This window comes from Kitasatospora sp. NPDC036993 (assembly GCF_055607525.1).
In genome coordinates this window covers 75,066-94,737 of sequence record NZ_JBVJRP010000019.1, presented here as the reverse complement: position 1 = coordinate 94,737, position 19,672 = coordinate 75,066, and the positions used below count along the sequence as shown (strand labels likewise).

The following is a 19,672-nucleotide window of genomic DNA, read 5'->3' as shown; positions in this document are numbered from 1 at the left end:
GAAAGGCGTTCCACCGTGACCACCGAAGCGTACGTCTACGACGCGATCCGCACCCCGCGCGGCCGGGGCAAGGCCTCCGGCTCGCTGCACGGCACCAAGCCGATCGACCTGGTCGTCGGACTGATCCGCGAACTGCGCGACCGCCACCCCGAGCTGGACCCGGCCGCGATCGACGACATCGTGCTCGGCGTGGTCAGCCCGGTCGGCGACCAGGGCTCCGACATCGCCCGGATCGCCGCCATCGCGGCCGGCCTGCCCGACACCGTCGCCGGCGTGCAGGAGAACCGCTTCTGCGCCTCCGGTCTGGAAGCCGTCAACCTGGCCGCCGCCAAGGTCCGTTCCGGCTGGGAGGACCTCGTCCTGGCCGGCGGCGTGGAGTCGATGTCCCGGGTGAAGATGGCCTCGGACGGCGGCGCCTGGTTCGCCGACCCGATGACCGCGTACGAGACCGACTTCGCCCCGCAGGGCATCGGCGCCGACCTCATCGCCACCATCGAGGGCTTCTCCCGCACCGACGTGGACGCCTTCGCCGCGGAGTCCCAGGCCCGCGCCGCCAAGGCCCAGGCGGACGGCCTGTTCGACCGCTCGGTCGTCCCGGTGCGCGACCGCAACGGCCTGATCGTGCTGGAGCGCGACGAGTTCATCCGCCCCGGCACCACCGTCGAGACCCTGGCCGGCCTCAAGCCCTCCTTCGCCGCCATCGGCGAGGCCGGCGGCTTCGACGCCGTCGCCCTCCAGAAGTACCACTGGGTCGAGGCCATCGACCACGTCCACCACGCGGGCAACTCCTCCGGCATCGTGGACGGCGCCGCGCTGGTGGCCATCGGCAACCGCGAGGTCGGCGAGCGGTACGGGCTGCGCCCGCGCGCCCGGATCGTCTCCGCCGCCGTCTCCGGCTCCGAGCCGACCATCATGCTCACCGGCCCCGCCCCGGCCACCCACAAGGCGCTCGCCAAGGCCGGGCTCACCGCCGCCGACATCGACCTGGTCGAGACCAACGAGGCCTTCGCCGCGGTCGCGCTCCGCTTCATCCGCGAACTCGGCTTCCGCCACGACCAGGTGAACGTCAACGGCGGCGCGATCGCGCTCGGCCACCCGCTCGGCGCCACCGGCGCGATGCTGCTCGGCACCGTGATCGACGAACTGGAGCGGCGCGACCTGCGCTACGGCCTGGTCACCCTCTGCGTGGGCGGCGGCATGGGCATCGCCACCGTCGTCGAGCGCATCTGACGTCCCTCCCCGCAGATCTGGAGAACCCCATGAGCGACACCACCACCATCCGCTGGGAGCAGGACCAGGACGGCGTGGTCACCCTCGTCCTCGACGACCCCACCCAGTCCGTCAACACCATGAACGAGGCCTTCACCGCCGACTTCGAGGCCGTCGTCGAGCGGCTGGCGAACCTCGGGGACGCGCTGCGCGGCGTGGTGGTCACCTCCGGCAAGAAGACCTTCTTCGCCGGCGGAGACCTCCGGATCCTCTCCGCCGCCCGGCCCGAGGACGCCGGCACCGTCTTCGAGAAGTCGCTGCGGATCAAGCGCGCGCTGCGCACCCTGGAGACCCTCGGCAAGCCGGTCGTCGCCGCCCTCAACGGCAGCGCGCTCGGCGGCGGCCTGGAGATCGCCCTCGCCTGTCACCACCGGATCGCGCTCGACACCCCCGCCGGCCGGTTCGGCCTGCCCGAAGTCACCCTCGGCCTGCTGCCCGGTGGCGGCGGAGTGGTCCGTACGGTACGGCTGTTCGGCATCACCGACGCCCTGCTGAAGTTCCTGCTCCAGGGGCGCCAGTACCGCCCGGCGCAGGCGCTGGAGCACGGGCTGGTGCACGAACTGGCCGACACCCCCGAGGAGCTGACCGCCCGGGCACGCGCCTGGATCGAGGCCAACCCGGCCGCCGTCCAGCCCTGGGACGTCAAGGGGTACAAGATCCCCGGCGGCACCCCGGCCACCCCGGCCTTCGCGGCGAACCTGCCCGCCTTCCCGGCCAACCTGCGCAAGCAGCTCAACGGCGCGCCCTACCCGGCCCCGCGCAACATCCTGGCCGCCGCCGTGGAGAGCGCCCAGGTGGACGTCGACACCGCGATGACCGTCGAGGCCCGCTACTTCACCGAGCTGGCCTGCGGGCAGACCAGCAAGAACATGATCCAGGCACTGTTCTTCGACATGCAGGCGGTCAACTCCGGTGCCGGGCGCCCGAAGGACGTCGAGAAGCGGCTGGTCCGCAAGGTCGCGGTGCTCGGCGCCGGGATGATGGGCGCGGGCATCGCCTACACCTGCGCCAAGGCCGGCATCGAGGTCGTGCTCAAGGACGTGAGCGCCGAGGCCGCCGAGCGCGGAAAGGCCTACTCCGCGGGGCTGCTGGACAAGGCCGTCGCGCGCGGGCGCTCCACCGTGGCGAAGCGCGACGAACTGCTGGCCCGGATCACCCCCACCGCCGAGGTCGCCGACCTGGCCGGCTGCGACGCGGTGATCGAGGCGGTCTTCGAGAACACCGAGCTCAAGCACAAGGTGTTCCAGGAGATCGAGGACGTGGTCGGCCCCGACGCGCTGCTCTGCTCCAACACCTCCACCCTGCCGATCGGGCTGCTCGCCGAAGGCGTCCGGCGCCAGGACGACTTCATCGGGCTGCACTTCTTCTCGCCGGTCGACAAGATGCGGCTGGTGGAGATCATCCGCGGTCCGCGGACCGGTGCCGGGGCCCTGGCCCGCGCCTTCGACCTGGTCCGGCAGATCGACAGGACGCCGATCGTGGTCAACGACTCGCGCGGCTTCTTCACCTCGCGGGTGATCGGCCAGTTCCTCAACGAGGGCGTCGCCATGGTCGGCGAGGGCATCCACCCGGCCAGCGTCGAGCAGGCCGCCGCCCAGGCCGGCTACCCCGCCAAGGTGCTCTCCCTGATGGACGAGCTCACCCTCACCCTGCCGCGCAAGATCCGCGACGAGTACCGGCGCTCGGTGGAGGCCGTCGGCGGCACCTGGACGCCCCACCCGGCGGACGCGGTGGTCGACCGGATGGTCGACGAGTTCGGCCGCCCGGGACGCAGCGGCGGCGCCGGTTTCTACGAGTACGGCGAGGACGGCGCGCGCGGGCGGCTCTGGCCGGGGCTGCTGGAGCACTTCTCCGGGGCTCCTGCCGACGGCTGCGGCGAGGTCCCCTTCGAGGACCTCAAGGAGCGGATGCTGTTCAGCGAGGCACTGGACTCGGTGCGCTGCCTGGAGGAGGGCGTGCTGACCTCGGTCGCCGACGCCAACGTGGGCTCGATCCTCGGCATCGGCTTCCCGGCCTGGACGGGCGGCGTGTTCCAGTACATCAACGGGTACGAGGGCGGCCCGGCCGGCTTCGTGGCCCGCGCCCGCGAACTCGCCGCCGCGTACGGCGAGCGGTTCGCGCCGCCGGCGCTGCTGGAGCGGGTGGCGGCCGAGGGGCGGACGTTCACGGACCGACCTGCGGCCTGACCCGCGGACTGACCCGCGGCCTGTCCGCGGACTACGCGGACCGGGGTGGGGCCGTGCGCCGTACGGCCCCACCCTCCTCGCCGTCCTGTCCCGGGTCCTCGGCGGGTTCCTCCCGGAGTTCCTCGCCCAGTTCCTCCCGGAGCGAGCGCTGGAAGGCCGTGACCAGCGCCTGGGCCACCATCGGCTGGATGTGGTCCGTCAGCGCCCGCATCCGGGTCAGCTCCTCCGGCGTGGGCTCGCTCTCCCGGTACGGCTTCCACACGGTCTCGCGGAACAGCCGCTGCAACTCCCGTGCCGTCGCCCGGCTGTGCTCCAGCACCACCGCCCGGGCGGCCAGCAGCGTCCCCAGCGGAATCGGCACGTCCAGGATCCGTACGCCCAGCGGCAGCAGGCCGGGATCCACCCGGAACACCTCAGGGTCCGCCGTCCGCTCCACCGCCCCCATCGCGACGAGCCGCTCGACCTGCTCCTCCGTCAGCCCCCGCCCGGCCCGCCGCTCCACCTGGGCCCTGGTGGCGTCCTCGGGGGTCTCCGGCGTCCAGGACGCCACCAACGCGCGGTGGATCGCCAGGTCCAGCGGCGTGCTGTCCTCCGGCAGCCGCGCCAGGTAGCGCTCGATCGCGGCCAGGGTCAGCCCCTGCCGCTGCAACTCCTCGATCAGCCCCAGCCGGTCCAGGTGCGCCTCGCCGTACAGCCCCACCCGCCGCGGCCCCAGCTCCGGCGGCGGCAGCAGCCCCTTCGTCCCGTAGAACCGCACCGTCCGCACCGTCACCCCGGCCCGCGCCGCCAACTCGTCCACCGTCAGCCGCATCCCGCCCCCCGCCCCGCCGTGCTCCCCCATCTGCAGCCTCCCGCGCACTGGCACACTCCTGCTGTGACAGCAGCAGTGTGACAGCGCGGCGCGACCCCGGTCCACGGGGAGGGGCAGCCCGGCGCCGTGCACCGGCTACCGCGGATACCGCCGCTACCGCATACCGCCGTTACCGCAGTTACTGCGCGGGGCAGATCCGGTTGGTGGACTCGGTGAGCTGCCAGTGCTCCCGCTTCACGACGACCGTGTGCCGGTCGGTGGAGTCCCAGAGTCTGATCCAGTCGCCCGACGCGGGGAAGGCGACGAACGGGTGCGCGACCTCGACGGCCGTCCCCTGGAACGGCAGAGCGGGGGAATCGGCCGGACGGAGACAGACCCGGCGCGGTGCGAGACCGAAGTACGGAGTCGGTTGCCGGCCGGCGGTCACTTCGGTCTCGGCCGTGACGGCCGCGCGGGTGGCCGGATTCAGAACCTGGCCCCAGAGCAGACCGATGGTGAACACCAGGGCCATGGACAACAGGGACACGCCGACCGAGAGCCCGGCCGTGGTCCGGAACGCGTGGAAGTGCCGCGCGTACCCCAGGAGGCCCAGGACGACGACGGGGCCCGCGGCGACGACGAGAGCCTTCGTCATGGCGATGAACTGCCAGCTCCCGGCGATGAAGACCTCTTCCCGGCTGAAGCCGAAATGGTCGAGGTAGTAGGTGTACAGCGAGATCCCGGGGACCGGCAGGACGGAGAGTGCCAGCGGGATCAGTGCCGGGAGGAGCCAGACGGCCGTCACCTTCCACGACAGGTTGCGGAACAGCAGACGGAGCCCGTTGCAGGTGAGGTAGGCGGCGAACATCGCCCAGGAGAGCGCGAGGCCGTTCGGTGTTCGCCACTCCATCAGCAATCCGAGGAGGGTGAGCCCGAAGCCGAGGAGCCAGCCGCAGGCCGCGCGCGTCAGGAGGCTCCGACGAGAGGGCGGGGCTTCGTCGCGGGCGGTCAGGAGGAGAGCCGGCGTACCCAGGAGGAGCGGGAGCAGGAATGCGACCGCCGCTGTGGTCAGTGGATGCAGCCGGGCCGAACCGAGGGACACCGAGAGGAGCAGCAGCACCACGGAGGCGTGGATGACCAGGGGGAAGGCGATCCGCTCGGGTACCAGGTGCTGCCGGGGGTGAGGATGGTTCGGCTCATCGAACCGGCGCGCCACCTGGGTTCAGGGGGCGCGCCGGTCGTGTTTCTCGCTCGGATGCGATGGGTGGGATGGATGCGGGGGGCAGGTAGGTGCCGCTCGGATCAGGCGAGGGCGGCGTGATGGCGGCGGGTGACCTCGGGGTGGGCCCTGGTGTAGCCCTTCCACTCGTTGAGGCCGAAATCGGCGAAGAGCGGGTTGTCCGGGTCCTCGGTGGCGCCGGGGGCGTGATGGGCGAGCGGGAAGTCCAGCGGCTCGATGTGGGCGTCGAGGCGGGGGTTGTAGAAGAACGGCACGGAGAAGCGCTCGCGGGCGCCGGGCGGGCTGACCACGCGGTGGCTGGTGGCCTTGAGGTAACCGTCCGTGGCCACTTCCAGCAGTTCGCCGAGGTTGACGACGAAGGCGCCGTCGAGCGGCGGGACGTCCAGGAAGGTGCCGTCCGCGCGTTCGACCTGGAGGCCGCCGACGGTGTCCTGGAGCAGCAGGGTGATGAAGCCGTAGTCCTTGTGGGCGCCGACGCCCTGTCCGGCGCCGTCCGGGGCGCTGCCCGGGTAGCGGACCAGCTTGAGGCGCAGGTGGGGGTGGCCCGCGAAGGCGTCGTCGTAGAAGTCGGGGCGGGCGCCGATCGCGATGAGGAGTTCGTGCAGCAGACGGCGGGCGACCAGGCCGAGGTGGTCGATCCAGCCGAGCGCGGCGGTGCGCAGCTCGGGGAGTGCCTCGGGCCACTGGTTGGGCCCCTCCAGCCACCAGTACGGGGGCTCGCCGCTGCCGGGGACGTGCGGGGGCAGCTCGGCGCCGATGTCCAGCTGGTCGCGCCAGTCCTGGCTGCCGCCGGTGCGCTCGTCCCCGGTACGGGTGTAGCCCCGGAAGTGGGGGGAGTTGAGGTTGCTCACGGCGAGCCGGTCGGCCTCGGGGAGGGCGAAGAAGGCACGGGTGGTCCGGGCGAGCGCGGCCGTCTCCTGCGGGGTGACGCCGTGGCCGACGAGCTGGAAGAAGCCGACGCCGGTGGCTGCGGCGCGGAGCTCGTCGTGCAGGCGGCGGCGGTCGTCCTGGCCGCCGTCGGCGAGCGAGAGGTCGATCACCGGGAGGGCGTCCGCCGGGGTGGAGCCGGTACCGGTTTCGGATATGGGCGTGGACTGCTGCGTCATGTGTGACATCCGCTGGGTCTCGTCCCGGCTGGGCCCGGTGGTCGACCGGGGAGGGACGGGGCAGCCGCCTGGTGCGGCGGGTGCTCCGGGAGCCGGGAGGTGGTGGCGGCCGGGCAGGGGCCGCCGCTGAGGGTGGGTGGCGCGAGGTTCAGCCGGAGCGTCGACAGGACATGGTCGTCACGCGGAGCAGGTCCACGTGGCGGCGGCGAACAAGGATGAGCACTCCACCAGCCTAATTGACCCGTTCCGCGGTGGGCGAGCCCCGTGCAGCGGAAGGCCACTCGCTATTTGTCGGTGATCCACCGGTTTGTGGGGCAATGGTGTGGGTGTGGGTGTGGGTGCGGGGTCCGGGCGCTGGTGGCTCCCCCCCCGAGGTGTGGACCCGCTCAGGGGTTGTTGAGGTAGGCCAGGACGGCCAGGACGCGGCGGTTGTCGTCGTCGGAGGGCTGGAGGTCGAGCCGGACGAAGATCGACGCGGTGTGCTTGGCGACGGCCCGCTCGGTGATCACCAGCTGCTGGGCGATCGCCGCGTTGGACCGGCCCTCCGCCATCAGCCCCAGCACCTGGCGCTCGCGCGGGGAGAGGGTGGAGACCGGGCCGGCCGAGGAGTTGTGGGTGAGCAGCCGGGTGATCACCTCAGGATCCATGGCGGTGCCGCCCTGGGCGACCCGCCGTACGGCGTCGATGAACTGGGTGCCGTCCATCACCCGGTCCTTGAGTAGGTAGCCGATTCCGCCGGTGCCGCTGCCGGCCAGCAGTTCGCGGGCGTACAGCTGCTCCACGAACTGCGACAGCACCAGGACAGGCAGGCCCGGGTGGGCCTGACGGGCCGCCAGCGCGGCCCGCAGGCCCTCGTCGGTGAAGCCCGGGGGCAGCCGGACGTCGACCACGGCGATGTCGGGCCGGTCTGCGGCCACCGCGGCGAGCAGCTGCTCGCCGTCCTCCACCGCCGCGGTGACCTCCATGCCGTTGGCCTCCAACAGCCTGGTCAGGCCGTCCCGGAGGAGGAAGAGGTCTTCGGCGATGACAACGCGCACGGGATCTCCAGGTTCACGATGGTCGGCCCGCCGGACGGACTGCTGATCGCGAGCACCCCGTCGAAGGCGGCCAGTCGGCGTTCGGTTCCGCTGAGGCCGGTTCCCCGGGACGGGGCGGCGCCTCCGCGCCCGTCGTCGGTGACCGATATCCGCAGCAGCCCGTCACTGTGCCCTATCTCGATCCACACGTGCGAGGCACCGGCGTGCTTCACCACGTTGGCCAGCAGCTCCGACACCGCGAAGTAGGCGGCCGACTCCACCGGGGCGGGCGCCCGCCCCGGCAGGGCACCGCTGAAGCTGACCGGCAGCGGAAAGTCCAGCGCCGTCGCCTGCACCGCGTCGGCCAGGCCGCGGTCGGCGAGCACCGGGGGGTGGATGCCGCGGACCAGGTCCCGCAGCTCGCCGAGCGCCTTCACCGAGGACAGCCGGGCCTCGGCCAGCAGCGGCCCGAGGGCGTCCGGGTCCTCCTTCAGCTGTTCGGCCACGGTCAGCAGCATGCCCAGTGCGACCAGCCGGGCCTGCGCCCCGTCGTGCAGGTCCCGTTCGATCCGGCGCAGCTCGGCCGCCCCGGCGTCGATGGTGTCCGCCCTGGTCCGCGAGAGGTGGCTGACCCGGCGGGCGAGTTCGGTCTGCCGGGAGGGCCCGAGCAGGGCCCGGGCGGCCTTCTCGTGGATCCGCAGGACCGGCGGGGCGGCCCACAGAGCGGCCGCCGGAGCGACGCTCAGGCCCATCCCGTAGACGACGCCCAGTGCGAAGAACCGTCCGTCCCGGCCGAAGATCTCGAAGACGACCGGGCTCAGCAGGACGACCGCGGCGGTGAGCAGCACGGCGGCACCGGTGAGCAGCGTCCAGGCGAAGTCCCGCCAGGTCGCGGGGTCGGCGAGCCAGCCGCCGGCCCGCAGTCGCTGCCAGGGCCCGGCTCCGGGCTGACGGCGGTACGGCACCGGGATCGGCTGCCCGCTCCACTTCCCGACGATCCGCCTGCCCTCCGTCGCGCTCCAGCGGGCGCCGAACAGCCCGAGTATCAGGAGCGAGGGCGCCAGCCAGAGCGAGACGGACCGGCCGCCGGGCGCCGCACCGCCGTAGAGCTGCGTCGCCAGCAGCGCCACCGTGCCCGGGGTGAACAGCGCGGCGCCGAGCGCCCGGCCGCCGCCCCCGGTGGCCCAGCAGAGCGCCCAGAGCGCGACCGGCGCCATCGGCACCGCCAGGATCAGCGGCCCGCCCGGGTGGAAGAACGGCCGGGGCTCGTCCGGGCCGAACAGCGCGGTGGCCAGCAGGACCGGCCCGGCCAGCAGCGCGAGGAGGCCCGTCACGGCCAGCGTCACCGCGTACCAGGCACGCACCCCGTCCACGCAGGCCCGGCCGAACCGCAGGGCCATTCCGTTCAGCACTCCCACGTTCACGACGCTCCCCCTTCCCTTCCACGGCCCCCGTCCGGAGGCCTCGAACCGCGGCGCCGAGGCCCTGCCGAGGCCCCGGTTCCGGTCTTTCGATGGGTCAGTCTGCCTCGCCGGGACGCCCGGCGCTCTAGGCCTGAACACCCAGTTCGGGGTGTATCTGGATACACCCCACAGAGGCCGTCCAGACGGCTGTCGACACCCCGCCGCCGATTCGTAGCGTGATGTCCCGTCAGCCGGCCCGGGGCTTCCCGGCGCCGGACCCCGAACCGTGGAGGGCCTGTGAACGCGCCGATCATCCGGATCCGCGGCGTCAGCAAGACGTACGACCGGTCCGATGCCGCCCGCCCCGCCCTGGCCGGGCTCGACCTGGAGGTCGGGGCCGGCGAGGCGCTCGCCGTGCTCGGCCGCTCGGGCAGCGGCAAGTCCACCCTGCTGAACCTGATCGCCGGGCTCGACCGCCCGAGTGCGGGCGAGGTGGAGGTGGACGGCGTGCCCGTCCACCGGCTCGGCGAGGCCGGGCTGGCCGAGTACCGGCGGAGGCGGATCGGCATGGTGTTCCAGTTCTTCAACCTGCTGGAGGACCTGAACGTGGCGGACAACGTGATGCTCCCGGCCCAGCTGGCCGGGATGCGGCGGGAGCAGGCCCGCGCCCGGGCGGAGGAGCTGCTGGAGCGGCTGGGGGTGGCCGGGCACGCCAGGGCGTTCCCCGGCCGGCTCTCCGGCGGCGAGCGCCAACGGGTCGCGGTGGCACGGGCGTTGATGAACCGTCCGCCGCTGCTGCTGGCCGACGAGCCCACCGGGGCGCTGGACACCGCCTCGGCCGCCGACGTCCGCGACCTGCTGCGCGGGCTCAACGCGGAGGGCCAGACGATCCTGCTGGTCACCCATGACACCGCGCTCGCCGAGGCCTGCGCGGACCGGACGATCGAACTGCTCGACGGCCGGCTGGTCCGGGACACGGCGGCCGTGCCGGCGGCGGGCGGTGGCCGATGAGCGCGCTCGGCAGGGTGGTGCGCGCCGGGGTCGGCCGCAGGCGGGTGCAGACCGTGGTCATGGTGCTCACCACGATGATGTCCGTGACGGCGTGCATCCTCGCGCTCGGGTTGCTGGTCGCCGCCCGGGGCCCGTACCGGCACTCCTTCGCCGACCAGCACGGCGCCCACCTCAACGTGCTGTACGACCGGACCAGGGCGAGCCCGGAGCAGCTCGCCGCGACGGCCCACGCGCCCGGTGTGGCGGCCTCGGCCGGTCCCTATCAGGCGGTCACCGTCCGGCCGCGCTCCGGCCCCGGCAACGAGATCCCGCCGGCCGGCAGCCCGCTGCCGCCGATGACGCTGGTCGGCCGCGCCGCGAGCGGCCCGCTGGACGACCTGCGGATCACCGACGGGCGCTGGATCGCGGGCCCCGGCGAGGTGGTGTTCCTGGACGGGCACTCCCCGCTGGCGGTCGGCGAGAGCATGGAGTTCCCGGAGCTGCCCGGGCGGCCGACGCTCAGGGTCGTCGGCTTGGCGGCCTCGGTCTCCTGGAGCGCGGCCGGCTGGGTCGCCCCCGAACAGGTGGCCGGGCTGACGGCGCCCGGCACGACGCCCGCCGCCCAGTACCTCTACCGCTTCGCCCGCGCCGGCAGCGACGCCGAGGTGGAGGCCGGCCGTGCCGCGCTGGCCGCCGCGGTTCCGGCCGGGGCACTCGCCGAGGCCACCTCCTACCGGCCCGTCCAGGAGGAGGCGAACCGGACGGCCGCCACCTTCGTCCCGTTCGTCACGGCCTTCGGGCTGCTCGGTCTGGCCATGTCGGTGCTGATCATCGGTGTGGTGGTGAGCGGCGCGGTCAGCGCCGCCACCCGGCGGATCGGCATCCTCAAGTCCCTGGGCTTCACCCCGGCCCAGGTGGCGCGCGCCTACGTCGGCCAGGCGCTGATCCCCGCCGGGGTGGGCACGGCGCTCGGGGTGTTCCTCGGCAACCTGCTGTCCGTGCCGGTCCTGGGGCTGGCTCGCAAGGCCCTGCGCGGCGGGCTGCTCGGCATCCCGGTCTGGGTGGACCTCGTGGTCGCGGTGGTGGCGCTGGGAGCGGTGACGGGCACCGCGCTGGTACCCGCGCTGCGGGCCGGACGGCTGCGGACGGTGGAGGCAATCGCGGTCGGCCGCTCGGCCCCGGGGGCCAAGCGGGCGGCCGCCGGCCCGGGCACGGGGGTAGGGACGGGGGTGGGCCCGTTGAACCGGGCGCGGGAGCTGTTCGGCCGGCTGCCGGTGCCGCGGGCGTTCAGCCTCGGCCTGGCCTCCCCGCTCAACCGGCCCGGCCGCTCGGCGACCACCGCCGCCGCCGTGGTGCTCGGCACGGTCGGGGCTACCCTCTGCGTGGGCCTGACGCTCTCGCTGGGTTCGCTCCAGGAGGGCCTGACGGCCGACCGCGCGGGCAAGGTGCTGGTCCAGGTCCCGATCGAGGGCGCCGCGAAACCCGTCGACCACGTGGACGAGGCGGCCGTGGGCAAGGCCATCGACTCCCGTCCCGGCACCCGGGCCTGGTACAGCAGCGTCCCCACCCCGGTCGCCCTGGCCGGGAACACCGGGCGCTCGGAGGTGGTCGCACTGAGTGGCGACGCTTCGTGGAGCGGCTTCCAACTGGTCTCCGGCCGCTGGTTCCACGGCCCCGGCGAGGTGGTGGTGGCCGCCGCCTACCTACGGGCCAACCAGGCGAAGGTCGGTGACACCGTCACCCTCACCGACCACGGCCGCAGCACCCCGGCGAAGATCACCGGAGAGGTCCTGACCACCAATGACCTGGTGTTCACGGACCGGGCCACGCTGGCGCCGCTCGGCGGCACGATCCAGGCCGAGGCGCTCTCCTTCCACATCGACCTCACGCCGGGCACCGACACGAAGGCCTACACCGACGGGCTGGACCAGGCCGTGCAGCCGTTGGGCCTCGGCGCCGAGCCCGGCGGGGAGCACATCAACATCGTGGTCCTGGCGATGAACACCCTGGCGGGCACGCTCACCCTGCTGCTCTCCGTGGTGGCGGGGCTCGGCGTGCTCAACACCGTCCTGCTGGACACCCGGGAGCGAGTGCACGACGTCGGAGTGCTCAAGGCGCTCGGGATGTCGCCCCGGCAGACCGTCGGCATGGTGCTCACCTCGGTCTGCGGCAGCGGACTGGTGGCCGGGCTGATCGGGGTCCCGATCGGCGTCCTGGTGCACCACCAGGTGATGCCCGCGATGGCCCGGGCCGCCGGGCTCGGGGTGCCGGACACCGACCTCACCGTGTTCACCCCGTCGGTGGCGGGGCCGCTGATACTCGGCGGCCTGGTGCTGGCCCTGTTGGGCGCCGCCCTCCCGGCCATCTGGGCCGCCCGCACCCGGACGGTCACGGCGCTGCGCACGGAGTGACGGCGAGGGAGGGGCAGGAGGAGCGGTGGTCGCTCCCCGGCCCGGCCTGGGAGCCCCCGTGGCGCTCCCAGGCCAAGGGCCAGAGTCAGGACCGGGCAGGCCGGGCAGGCCAGACCCAGCAGGGAAGGCAGGGCAAGAGCGGACCAGGCCGGTCAAGCTCAGCCCACTCCGGTCAGGGCCGGCCCGGCTCAGGACAGCCGCGCCGCCGCGTACGCCTCCATGGCGGCACGCTGGTACCCGGCCAGGCCTGGGGCGATGGCCTCGTACGCGGCGCTCCACTGCTCGTTCTCGGTGCAGGAACGGGCGATCGCCAGGTACTCCTCGGTCGGGACCGACCGGATGGTGCCGAGCAGCCGGTACTCCGCGTCGATCACGTCCTGCACGGGCTCGGCGTCGGCCGGGTGGCCGGCCGCCATCAGCTCCGCCAGGCGGATCATGCGGGTGGTCCGCTCGCGCTGTCCGGCCTCGATCTCGGCCGGGGTCAGCGCGGCGGTCGCGCGCCGGGCCGCTTCGGCGTGCTCGGGGAAGTCACGCAGGCTCGCGTCGACGTCGTCGGGCTGGATGCCCTCGAACAGGTTCTCGGGGCGGTTGATGGTCATGGGCGTGCCGTCCTTCCGGGAGCGTTCCAGGTCAGCGATCGTGCGGGAAACGGTGCCGGCGAGGGCGTCGAGCCGGTCGCGCTCGGCGACCAGCCGCCGACGGTGGTCCCGCAGGGCCTCCAGCTCGTCCACCTGGTCGCCCAGGATCCGGGCGATCTCGGTCAGCCCCACGCCCAGCGCCCGCAGTACGAGGATCTGTTGCAGTTGGAGCAACTGCCGCTCCTCGTAGTAGCGGTGGCCGTTGGAGCCGATCCAGGCCGGGGGCAGCAGCCCGATCTCGTCGTAGTGCCGCAGGGTCCTGGCGGTCACCCTGGACATCCGGGCCACCTCGGCGATGGGCCAGGCCATGGCCACCTCCCTCATCTCCACGTCCCCACGTCCCCACGTCCCCACGTCCCCACGTTCGCGTGGACCGGGGCCGGTTCTCCGGCCCTGGTCACTGGTCACGACGGTAGAAGCTGCCGCTGCGGCAGCTTCAAGCCCGAAGTCCCGGCTTCCCCGTCACCCTCGCCGCCTGTCCTGCCGACCGAGCCTCTGCTGGTCACACCCCGGCCGACTGCGTCCCTGCCGACTACGCCTCGTCGAACCAGTCCAGCGACTGCCCGTGCGGCCCGGTGAAGGCCACCGGCCGCTCGTCCAGGGCGAGCACGAACAGCCCGGGGCCGGACGGGGCCGGGCGGGGGAGGCGCCGGGCGACGGCCGGCAGTACGGAGACCGCCTCGTTGGAGATCCAGTGCCCGGGCAGTCGGCGCACGGTCGCCGCGAACTCCTCCCGTTCCTCCGGCGGCAGGTACGCGAGCACCGCACTGTGGAACACCACCGGTGTCGCCCCCGCCGGGGCCTGTGCCACCAACTCCCGGACGGTCGCGTTGAGATCGCCGCGCACCAGCAGCGGCGGTTCGGCCCGGGCGACCCGCACGGCGCCGCGCAGCCGCTCCAGCCGATGGGTCTGCTCCGGCCAGACCAACGACTCCAGCCAGCGCATGTCCTCCTCGGCCCGCACGTCCAGCGGATCGAGGTCGATGCCGGCCCGCCACACCACCTCGGGCAGCCACTCCCGCAGGGAGCCGGGGAATCCTGGAGAGTCGGGCCGGCCGGGGAACGGAACCGGCCCGCTCACCGCGCAGTCCAGCGTCACCAGGCTCACCACGGCGCCGAACTCGGCGACCGGAGCGCCGGCCTCGCGCTCACGCCCGCCCTCCTCCCGGGCCGGGAACCGGTACCGGTACCGATACCGGTCCGGGTACAGACAGAGTCCCGCCGAGGCGCCCACCTCGATCAGCGCGAGCGGCTGCGGCAGTGCCGCCAGCAGCGGCAGCAGGGTGGCACAGCGGCCCGCCTCGTTGGTCTGCGTCCGTCGCTCCAGCATGGTCGCCGACACTCCGGCCCATTGCTCCGTCGTCCAGTCACGGAAGGCCGGCCAGCCCTCCGTCACCGGCCCGCCCAGGTGCCGGACGGCAGCGAACAGCAGGTTCGGCTGCCGCTTCACAGCCGGAAGGCCGTCCAGCAGCGCGCCCAACTGCCCGTCCTCGGCGACGCGTTCGGCCAGTTCCTGGTAGATCGGTGAGTTGCCGTGCGCCTCCCGCTCCGCGAACGCCCGGTAGAGCTCCCCCGTGTCGCTGTGCATCCCCCGCGTGTCCCTTCGGCGCCCTGTCGAGTGATCGAATCGCCACAGCCTATGTGCGCTGTGTCCGCTGTGGGCGCTGTGCGCCGGGCCGGGGGAGGCCGCGGCGGCTCAGCCGAGCAGGCCGCCCATGTGCCCGTCCTCGGCGAGCAGCCGCCAGGAGCAGTCGGGCGAGGCGAACGCCTCCGGGTCGACGCCCTCGACCAGCCGGTCCACCACCGCGCTCAGCAGCGACTGCGGGTCGAACACCGCCCAGGTGTCCCGGGCCCGGCCGCGGTCCCAGCGCTCCCACTCGGCGCGCAGCCGCTCGTACGTCCAGAGGGCGTAGAGCAGCGCGGACAGGTCGCGGTTCAGGTAGGCCTCGGGCTGGCCGTCGTCGTACCAGTCCGGCAGCTCCAGCCGGCCGGTGGCGCCGTCCAGGGCGATCGTCAGATCGGTCGGCCAGTCCCCGAGGGCGAGGAAGTCCCGCTGGTACGGGCGCTCCTCCTCGCCGTCGAAGTACTCCGGGTACGCCTCGCCCATGGTGACCAGCGGCTCCTCGCACACCCCGAACATCGCCCCGCCCAGCGGCAGGCCGACCTCGGTCAGCAGCCGCCGGGTCGGCCCGTGCACCAGGGCGGCGGGCAGCGCCTCGGACCGGAAGCGGTGCACCCGGCCCGGACCGCCGTCCTGGTCCGTCAGCGCCGCGAGCTCCGCCACCAGCTCCGGGGCGATCTCGTACGCGGGCCCGCCGGGCCCGCCCGGCAGCGCACCCCAGCCCAGCGCCCGCACCAGCAGCGCGGTGCCCCAGTGCGGGGGCGGCGCGGAGTCGTCGCCGAACAGCCCGGGGTCGATCTCCCGCATCCGCTGCCCGGCCTCCGCCAGCACCCCGGCCATCACGGCCGGACCGCGCAGCCCGTCCAGCGCCTCCGGCCGCCGGGCCGCCTCGGCCACCGCGTCCACCTCGCGCACCAGGCCGGCCAGCGCGGTCAGACCGGAGGCCAGCAGGTCACGCCGCGGACCGCCGTTGTCCAGGAAGACCTCGCCGGTCACCCCGTCCAGCAGCACCAGGTCGTCGCTGGCCGCGAACGGTGTGCAGTACTCCGTCTCCCCGAGGACGAACAGCCGCTCCGGATCCGCGGGGAACGCCGTCAGCTCCCCGTTCCCGAGCGCCCCGAAGTCGAGGAACGCCCCGGACGCGGGCAGCCCCTCCCGCACCAGGAACTCCCGACTCCCCGCGTGCACCACCCCGTCCGGCAGCTCCGCCACCCGCTCACACCCCACGTGCCCCGCCCTTTCCCCGCTCGTCCCCGTGACCCACAGACCCTAGCGGCCCGCCCCGACAGCACCGGGGCACGGCCCCGCGGGCGGCGGCCGGTCGGGCAAGGGAGCGCATGGTGCGGCAGCGGGCACGACGGGGACCCGGCATCGCCGCCCCGGCGCGGGAACCCGGCGCCACCGGGCACGGCGCCGGCCGGCCGCAGGGCTCACGGGAACGGGACCTCGTCGACGTTCCAGCGCTCGGGCAGGTCCACGTCGCAGAAGACGCAGACGTAGTGCTCCTCGCGGACGAGGTTGCACCGGGCGCACCGCGGGGGCAGCGGCGGAAGACCACCGGGTGCGTGAAGGCGCCGGGGTGCGGCAGCCCGGTGAGGGTGAGGGCGGCGGCGACGGCGGGCCAGGAGGCGCTGTCGGGGCAGTAGCCGGTGGAGTGGTTGCTGATCGTCCCGACCTCCCACCCGTGCCGCGCCCGCCGGAAGCCGCTGGGCACCTCCGCCGCAACACCCTGCCCGGCCGGCCGTGCCCGCCTGGACGCCGCCGTCTCGACGGCCGGCCCGCTCGGGCCGAAGTCCCGCAACACGTCGCGGACATCCTGCGGCGCGCCCTCCGAACCTGCGGCCTCCGAACTCGCGCCCTCCGAACCCGCGTCCTCGCGGCAGGCGGCGCCGCACTGTGGGCAGGAGCGCTCGGCGTCCCACCCCGACTCCCGTCCGCGCGCCAGGAACTGTCCGACGCTCCGGACGGCGGTGCCCCCGCAATCCGGGCACGGAACGGCCGCCCCCGCACCCTGCTCGTCACCCGCCATATCCACCACATCCACAACATCCATCACATCCGTCATTTCCGTGCCAGGCGGCCTACGGGCCCCCCGACCCCGCCGCCGGGCCCGTAGGGTGCGGGGATGAAGCGCTACCTGCTGACCGGCACCCCGGGGGCCGGGAAGACGGCGATCCTGCGGTGGCTGGAGTGCGAGGGCTTCCCGGTGGTCGAGGAGGCCGCCACGGACGTGATCGCCCTGCGGCAGGCCCAGGGTGAGCCGGAGCCGTGGGCGGACCCGTCGTTCGTGGACGCGGTGGTCGCCCTGCAGCGGCTCCGGCAGGAGGGGGCCGCGGGCCCGCCGGGGGAGGTGCGGTTCTTCGACCGTTCGCCGGTGTGCACGTACGCCCTGGCGGTGTACCTCGGCCATCCGGTGAGCCAGGCCCTCGCCCGGGAGCTCGACCGCATCCGGGCGGAAGGGGTCTACGAGCACCGGGTGTTCTTCGTGGAGAGCCCGGGCTTCGTCACCCCGACCGAGGCGCGGCGCATCTCGTACGAGGAGTCGCTGCGGTTCGAACGGATCCACCGGGAGGCCTACGCCCGGTTCGGGTACGAGTGCCTCCCGATCGCTCCCGGGCCCCTCGCCGACCGGGCGGCGGCCGTCGTACGGCACGTCGGCGGGCCCACCCGGCGCGGGCGGGGCGGAGGCTGACGCAGCGGGTTCCCCGCCTCAGCCGAGCCCGCCGGCCTTCCTGGCCGCCTGCTCGACGCGGTCGTGGTGGGCCCGCCACCAGCGCGCGTCGCCCTCCGCGGTGTTGACGCCGTCGGGGCGCTGCCCGATGGCGCCGTCCACGAGTTCGCGGACCAGGTCGGCGTGGCCGACGTGGCGGTGGCTCTCGGCGATCATGTGGACGAGGACCCGGTGCAGGGTCTGCTCGGGGCGGTCGCCGAACGGCAGCCGGCCGGTGGCGTCCAGCGGCAGGGCCTCGATGGTGGCGTCCGAGTGCGCCCAGACCCGCCGGTAGCGTCCGGTGATCTCCTCGGTGCTCTCGTCGGCCCGCGCCCACAGGTCGGCGTTCGGCTCGGTGCCGCCGGTGAACCACAGCGGGGCCGGCTCGGGGAAGGGGCGCCCGAAGGTGTCGCCGAAGTACATCGCCTCGGCGCCGGTGAGGTGCTTGACCAGGCCCAGCAGGTTGGTCCCGGTGGGGGTGAGCGGGCGGCGCAGGTCGTACTCGGAGAGGCCGTCGAGCTTCCAGAGCAGTGCGTCGCGGGCGTCCTGGAGGTAGATCCGGAGGTCGGTCCTGTCATCCGTCACAGTCATGGGACCAGTCTGTGGAGCGCCGTCGTCCTGTCCAGCGATTTCCGGTCCTGGCCGTCCGTCAGTACCCGTGCCATGATCGGGACCGTCGGCCGGGAACGAACCTCCGCGGGGGAGCAGGCGTGAGCGGTACCGAATGGACCTGGGACGAGACGCTGTTCGCCGGGACGGCCGCCCACTACACGCGCGGCAGGGTCCCGTACGCCCCCGGACTGGCGGAGGCGCTGGCCGGGGCGCTGGGGCTGGACGGCCGGGGGCGGCTGCTCGACGTGGGGTGCGGGCCGGGGACGCTGGCGCTGGAGCTGGCGCACCTGTTCGCCGAGGTCGTCGGGGTGGACCCGGACGCCGGGATGATCGCCGAGGCGCGGCGGGCGGGCGCGGCGGAGCCGGTGGTCACCTGGGTGCGGGCCCGGGCCGAGGAACTGCCGCCGGACCTCGGCACGTTCACGCTGGCGACCTTCGGCCAGTCCTTCCACTGGATGGACCGCGACCTGGTGGCGGCGACCGTACGGGGCGTGCTGCGCCCCGGCGGCGCGCTGGCGCACATCTCGGACCTGAAGGGCGAGTCGCGCCCCACCGAGGGGCTGCCGCACCCGCCGGTGCCGTACGCCGGGATCGGCGAGCTGGTCCGGCACTACCTCGGGCCGGTCCGCCGCGCGGGGCGAGGGCTGCTGCCGCACGGCACACCGGGTGACGAGGCCGCCGTCCTCGCCCGGGCGGGCTTCGCCGGCCCGCAGCGGATCGTCGTCCCGGGCGGGCGGCCGCTGGTACGCACGGCCGACGACGCGGTCGCGGGCGTCTTCTCGCTCTCCTCCTCGGCCCCGCACCTCTTCGCCGAGCGCCGTCCTGCCTTCGAGGCGGACCTCCGCGGCCTCCTCGCCCGGACCTCGCCCTCGGGTCTCTTCTCGGAGCGGCAGCCGAGCAGCGAGGTGTTCATCTGGCGCACCGCGCAGGAGCGTTGACGGGCCGGAGAAGGCCGGGGAAGGCCGGGGAAGGCCGGGGAAGGCCGGCGGGCCGAACAGGGCAGGGGGAAATGGGAGGAGGGGAGACGGTCAGCGGACGACGTCGAAGACCTGCTTCTGGAGGCCGTTCCCGTACACCTCGTGCTCGACCAGCCTCAGCTTCTGGGTGTCCTTGTCCGTCGTGCTGAACAGGCGCTTGCCGGCGCCGAGCAGCAGCGGGAAGACGAGCAGGTGGTAGCGGTCGATCAGGCCGGCGTCCGAGAGGGCGTGGTTCAGGGTGGCGCTGCCGTGCACGATGATCGGGCCGCCCTCGGTCTCCTTCAGCGCGGCGACCTCGTCGAGCGAGCGCAGGATGGTGGTCTCGCCCCAGTACCCGACCAGGTCGTCCTCGGCGAGCGTGGTGGAGACGACGTACTTCGGCAGCGTCCGGTAGTGGGCGAACTCCGGCATGTCCGGCCACACCGGGCTGAACGCCTGGTAGCTGACCCGGCCGAGCAGCATCGCGGTGGACTCCTCCTGTTCCCGCCCCTTGATCTCGAACGCCTCGGGGAGGAACTCGATGTCCTTGAAGGTCCAGCCGGAGTTGCGGTAGCCGGGCTCGCCGCCGGGGCCCTCGACGACGCCGTCGAGGGAGACGAAGGCGGTGCTGATCAGGGTGCGCATGGGTGGTTCCTCGGTTCTCGTGCGGGTCTGGTCTGTCGGGTCTGGGTGTGTCGGGCCGGGGGTCTGTCGGGTCTGGGTC

Annotated in this window: 16 protein-coding genes; 6 read left to right on the top strand and 10 right to left on the bottom strand. The window is 73.8% G+C overall.

The window, feature by feature from the left end; all coding sequences use genetic code 11:
* Nucleotides 1-15: 15 nt before the first annotated feature.
* Complete coding sequence (locus ACZ7C5_RS31745; RefSeq protein ID WP_470324008.1) at nucleotides 16-1,230, top strand: acetyl-CoA C-acetyltransferase; 1,215 nt, start codon at nucleotides 16-18, stop codon at nucleotides 1,228-1,230.
* Nucleotides 1,231-1,259: 29 nt separating this feature from the next.
* A complete protein-coding gene (locus ACZ7C5_RS31740) occupies nucleotides 1,260-3,455 on the top strand; it encodes a 3-hydroxyacyl-CoA dehydrogenase NAD-binding domain-containing protein (protein ID WP_470324007.1) in 2,196 nt (731 codons plus the stop codon).
* Between the two features lie 31 nt (nucleotides 3,456-3,486).
* Here the strand turns inward: ACZ7C5_RS31740 and ACZ7C5_RS31735 are convergent, their stop codons facing one another.
* The 5 genes from ACZ7C5_RS31735 to ACZ7C5_RS31715 form a co-directional block, all read right to left on the bottom strand.
* Nucleotides 3,487-4,296 carry a MerR family transcriptional regulator gene (locus tag ACZ7C5_RS31735; RefSeq protein ID WP_401079813.1) on the bottom strand — a complete coding sequence of 270 codons (810 nt, stop codon included), beginning with the start codon at nucleotides 4,294-4,296 and terminating at the stop codon, nucleotides 3,487-3,489.
* A gap of 148 nt (nucleotides 4,297-4,444) precedes the next feature.
* On the bottom strand, nucleotides 4,445-5,461 hold the full coding sequence (locus ACZ7C5_RS31730; protein WP_470324006.1) for a hypothetical protein: 1,017 nt from the start codon (nucleotides 5,459-5,461) through the stop codon (nucleotides 4,445-4,447).
* A gap of 86 nt (nucleotides 5,462-5,547) precedes the next feature.
* Nucleotides 5,548-6,591 (bottom strand): isopenicillin N synthase family dioxygenase, encoded by a 1,044-nt coding sequence (locus ACZ7C5_RS31725; protein ID WP_223244547.1) that lies wholly within the window; start codon nucleotides 6,589-6,591, stop codon nucleotides 5,548-5,550.
* A 386-nt stretch (nucleotides 6,592-6,977) separates the two neighbouring features.
* The gene (locus ACZ7C5_RS31720) at nucleotides 6,978-7,628 is read right to left on the bottom strand and encodes a response regulator transcription factor (protein WP_188297832.1); all 651 of its coding nucleotides are present in this window, start codon (nucleotides 7,626-7,628) and stop codon (nucleotides 6,978-6,980) included.
* Nucleotides 7,580-9,031 carry a sensor histidine kinase gene (locus ACZ7C5_RS31715; RefSeq protein WP_470324005.1) on the bottom strand — a complete coding sequence of 484 codons (1,452 nt, stop codon included), beginning with the start codon at nucleotides 9,029-9,031 and terminating at the stop codon, nucleotides 7,580-7,582. The genes ACZ7C5_RS31720 and ACZ7C5_RS31715 overlap by 49 nt, the downstream gene beginning before the upstream one ends.
* Before the next feature lie 276 nt (nucleotides 9,032-9,307).
* Here ACZ7C5_RS31715 and ACZ7C5_RS31710 point away from each other — a divergent pair, with 276 nt between their 5' ends.
* Nucleotides 9,308-10,021 (top strand): ABC transporter ATP-binding protein, encoded by a 714-nt coding sequence (locus ACZ7C5_RS31710; RefSeq protein WP_401079600.1) that lies wholly within the window; start codon nucleotides 9,308-9,310, stop codon nucleotides 10,019-10,021.
* Nucleotides 10,018-12,411, top strand: coding sequence for an FtsX-like permease family protein (locus ACZ7C5_RS31705; protein ID WP_470324004.1), 2,394 nt, complete (start codon nucleotides 10,018-10,020; stop codon nucleotides 12,409-12,411). Before ACZ7C5_RS31710 ends, ACZ7C5_RS31705 begins: the two co-directional genes overlap by 4 nt.
* Before the next feature lie 188 nt (nucleotides 12,412-12,599).
* On the opposite strand, the gene ACZ7C5_RS31700 is transcribed toward ACZ7C5_RS31705, so the two are convergent.
* From ACZ7C5_RS31700 to ACZ7C5_RS31690, 3 genes are all read right to left on the bottom strand, one after another.
* Nucleotides 12,600-13,358 carry a MerR family transcriptional regulator gene (locus ACZ7C5_RS31700; RefSeq protein WP_470324003.1) on the bottom strand — a complete coding sequence of 253 codons (759 nt, stop codon included), beginning with the start codon at nucleotides 13,356-13,358 and terminating at the stop codon, nucleotides 12,600-12,602.
* 223 nt (nucleotides 13,359-13,581) lie between these two features.
* Complete coding sequence (locus tag ACZ7C5_RS31695) at nucleotides 13,582-14,637, bottom strand: DUF2332 domain-containing protein (protein WP_470324002.1); 1,056 nt, start codon at nucleotides 14,635-14,637, stop codon at nucleotides 13,582-13,584.
* 108 nt (nucleotides 14,638-14,745) lie between these two features.
* Nucleotides 14,746-15,882, bottom strand: coding sequence for an SUKH-4 family immunity protein (locus ACZ7C5_RS31690; RefSeq protein WP_401079606.1), 1,137 nt, complete (start codon nucleotides 15,880-15,882; stop codon nucleotides 14,746-14,748).
* A gap of 913 nt (nucleotides 15,883-16,795) precedes the next feature.
* Here ACZ7C5_RS31690 and ACZ7C5_RS31685 point away from each other — a divergent pair.
* The gene (locus tag ACZ7C5_RS31685; protein ID WP_470324001.1) at nucleotides 16,796-17,362 is read left to right on the top strand and encodes an AAA family ATPase; all 567 of its coding nucleotides are present in this window, start codon (nucleotides 16,796-16,798) and stop codon (nucleotides 17,360-17,362) included.
* 18 nt (nucleotides 17,363-17,380) lie between these two features.
* Here ACZ7C5_RS31685 and ACZ7C5_RS31680 read toward each other — a convergent pair whose 3' ends face one another.
* Nucleotides 17,381-17,971, bottom strand: a complete 591-nt coding sequence (locus ACZ7C5_RS31680) for a DinB family protein (RefSeq protein WP_470324000.1) — start codon at nucleotides 17,969-17,971, stop codon at nucleotides 17,381-17,383.
* 119 nt (nucleotides 17,972-18,090) lie between these two features.
* On the opposite strand from ACZ7C5_RS31680, the gene ACZ7C5_RS31675 reads away from it, so the two are divergent.
* The gene (locus ACZ7C5_RS31675; RefSeq protein ID WP_470323999.1) at nucleotides 18,091-18,930 is read left to right on the top strand and encodes a class I SAM-dependent methyltransferase; all 840 of its coding nucleotides are present in this window, start codon (nucleotides 18,091-18,093) and stop codon (nucleotides 18,928-18,930) included.
* A gap of 90 nt (nucleotides 18,931-19,020) precedes the next feature.
* Here ACZ7C5_RS31675 and ACZ7C5_RS31670 read toward each other — a convergent pair whose 3' ends face one another.
* The gene (locus tag ACZ7C5_RS31670) at nucleotides 19,021-19,593 is read right to left on the bottom strand and encodes a dihydrofolate reductase family protein (RefSeq protein WP_470323998.1); all 573 of its coding nucleotides are present in this window, start codon (nucleotides 19,591-19,593) and stop codon (nucleotides 19,021-19,023) included.
* Nucleotides 19,594-19,672 lie beyond the last annotated feature (79 nt).